Source organism: Tissierellales bacterium (assembly GCA_035301805.1).
Classification (GTDB): Bacteria; Bacillota; Clostridia; order Tissierellales; family DATGTQ01; genus DATGTQ01.
In genome coordinates, this window is record DATGTQ010000058.1 from 1 (window position 1) to 3149 (window position 3149).

Here is a 3149-nt window from a genome sequence, read left to right on the forward strand (position 1 = left end):
TTGGATACTGATGGTGAATTTCTTTATGAGGCATTTTTAAAAGTAGCTCTATTAAACTTTTTAGTTATAGGTTTACATCCTTCTGTAAGTTTTTTAGACTCTATGAATTATATGCGCTTTGGATACGCTATGGCACCCTCAGTAATTATGTTTTTATTCGCATTTTTTGATAAGAAAGAGCATAAATTACTATGGCTATTAGCGACTATAACGTCTTTTTTACTAACCGTGGCATATGGTAGTAGAGGAGCTTTAGTCGTATTTTTTGTACTAGGTTTATTTGTATTTCTATTTAGCAAAAGAATTCCTTTATCTAGTAAATTGACGATAATGGCTTTAGGTATATTAATTGTGATATTAGTAATTAGGTATGACTTAATAGTAAAGACAATAGATTATGTATACTATGATCTAGGTGTTAAAACCTATGCCTTAATAAAATTCCGTAAAATGTTTACTAGAGGATTCTGGGAAGCAAGCTCGGGAAGAGATAAAATATATAAAAGATTATGGTCCCATATTGTACAAAAGCCTACAGTAGGAAATGGAATTGGTTTTGCTCAAAAAGTCTCAGGTTTTACAAGCCATAATTTATTTTTACAAGTATTATTAGAATCTGGATTAATAGGATTATTATTATGGAGTTGTATATGGGTATATAGCATTAAAAAGTATAAGAATATGGCTATTCAAAAAGAGAATGGTTTTTATAAAATCACTACTCTTCTTATCTCCGTATCTTTAGGAAGGTTACTTTTTAGCTCCGATATATGGTTAAGGCCAGAGTACTGGTTTACATTGTCCATGTTAATAAATTTCGAGCCAAAGCAGCAAAATATACAGGAGAGTTTAAGCTATAATAATTAGTATTTAAGATAGGGGGAATAATTTTGAAACAACTGAGTCCAATAAAATGGAAATATTACACTGTAGTAAGCAGACTTGGAGTCATAAAAAATGAGATAAAATTAAAAGGCCCAATTGATTATTCTAATATATTTAAAACTTGGGGATTAGGTTATTCTAGTGAAAAATATCGCCTTTATAGCTTTAATACTAATGACCATGCAAACTATTTGCCTGATTCTGCTGCAACAATGACAAGATTTATTAATCAACCTTATAGTATATTATTGAATAATAAAATTATGTTTGAAAAAACAGTTTCTCAATATATAAAAGTACCTAAAAATTATGCTTTTGTTGATGAAGAGACTATCTTTCCTTTACAATCTAATATAGAAATAGATAGTGTGGAGTCCATTATAAATGTTTGTAAAGAAGAAGGGGGAATTGTAATTAAACCAGTACAAGGTTCCCGTGGAAGAGGAGTATCTATAATAAAGGTAAAAAATAATGAAATTTTTTCTAATGGGAAAAAAATATCTAAAGATGAGCTTGATAAATATGTAAAAAGTCTAGGGCATTTTATTATTACTGAGTTTATTAAACAAGGAGAATACTCTAATAATCTATATCCAGATTCAACAAATACTATGAGGATTCTAATAATGATAGATCCAGAAAACCATGAACCTTTTATTGCGAGAGCAGTTCAAAGAATAGGAAGTAAAACTTCAAAAGGCCTAGATAATTTTACAATGGGCGGATATAGTGCGAATATAGATATTGAAACGGGAATTTTAAGTGAAGCCGCTACGAAAATTGGGGGCAAGGAATTAGAGTGGTATGACAAACACCCAGATACTGGTGCTCAAATAAAAGGTGTACAAGTCCCAAGATGGGATGAAATAAAAAAGAAATTATTAAATATTATGAGGGAAATGCCTTATTTAAAATATGCTGGTTGGGATATAGTACTTACAGACGAGGATATAGTTACAATAGAAGGAAACAATCATTCTCAGGTAGGAGTTATGCAGTTACATAAACCATTATTAATAGAACCTAGGATTAAAAAATTTTATAAATATTATAATATAATTTAACATTTACATATAGGAGGAAGTATATGTGAAAGACCTTAGTCAAATAGAGAAAAAATATTATTCTCTGTCAAGTAGATTGGGAATTATAAGAAGAGAAATAAAATCAAAAAAACCAATTGACCATTCAAACTGTTTGAAAATGTGGATGCGTGGTTTTAGTAGTGACAAATACAATTTATATAATCTAGAGGAAAATGATTATAAAGATTATTTTCCAGACTGTGGTATAACCATGACAAGATTTATTAATTATCCTTATGATATAGTATTAGATAACAAAATTATGTTTGAAGAAATGTTTTCACAACATATAAGAGTACCTAAAAATTATGCTCTCATTGAAAAGGGAGTTATTAAACCTTTACAATCTAAGATTAAAATAGATACCATAGGCTCTATTCTAAAAGTTTGTAAAGAAGAAGGAGGTCTTGTAGTAAAACCAGTTATAGGCTCTAAAGGAAGAGGAGTAACTATTTATAAAATTAAAAATGATACTATATATATGAATAATAGAAAAATAAGTAAGATAGAATTTGAAGAAAGTTTAAAAAGCTTTGATGATTATATTGTTACTGAATTTGTAAAGCAAGGAGAGTATCCAAAAAGATTATATCCTGGTTCAACTAATACAATAAGAATTTTAATTTTAGTAGATCCAGAGACTAAAGAACCTTTTGTTGCAGCAGCGACACAAAGAGTAGGTACTAAAAAAACAGGTGGATTGGATAATTTCTCTGCAGGAGGATGTAATGCAGGTGTAGATATAGATACAGGGGTATTAACTAGTGTAGCATCTTGGTCTAAATCAAATGCCCTAAGCTGGGGAGAGAAACATCCAGAGAGCAATGTACAAATTACAGGTGTTAAAATACCTCATTGGGATGATATTAAGAATAAACTAATAGATACAATGAAGAAAATGCCCTATTTTAAACAAATTGGCTGGGATGTTTTACTAACTGATGATGATATAGTTGTAATAGAGGCAAATAGTATGCCAGGTTCAAGAGTGATACAAGTACATAGACCATTGCTTACTAATCCAAAGGTAAGAAAATACTATGAATATTATGATATAATATAAAAATAAATATTTTATCAAATATAAAACTTGGCTATTATGGTAACAATTATAATAACTAGGTTTTTTTATGGTGTCACCAATAGGAACCCTTATTCTCAGATAATCTACGAGTCATT

Annotated in this window: 3 protein-coding genes; all 3 read left to right on the forward strand. The window is 29.4% G+C overall.

Annotated elements, in window-relative coordinates; all coding sequences use genetic code 11:
- Positions 1 to 867, forward strand: an 867-nt coding sequence (locus tag VK071_02485) for an O-antigen ligase family protein (protein ID HLR34177.1), incomplete at its 5' end; no start/stop codon positions are given.
- A 23-nt stretch (positions 868 to 890) separates the two neighbouring features.
- On the forward strand, positions 891 to 1949 hold the full coding sequence (locus VK071_02490; GenBank protein ID HLR34178.1) for a sugar-transfer associated ATP-grasp domain-containing protein: 1059 nt from the start codon (positions 891 to 893) through the stop codon (positions 1947 to 1949).
- Positions 1950 to 1974: 25 nt separating this feature from the next.
- Positions 1975 to 3033 carry a sugar-transfer associated ATP-grasp domain-containing protein gene (locus VK071_02495; GenBank protein ID HLR34179.1) on the forward strand — a complete coding sequence of 353 codons (1059 nt, stop codon included), beginning with the start codon at positions 1975 to 1977 and terminating at the stop codon, positions 3031 to 3033.
- The last annotated feature ends 116 nt before the right edge of the window (positions 3034 to 3149 follow it).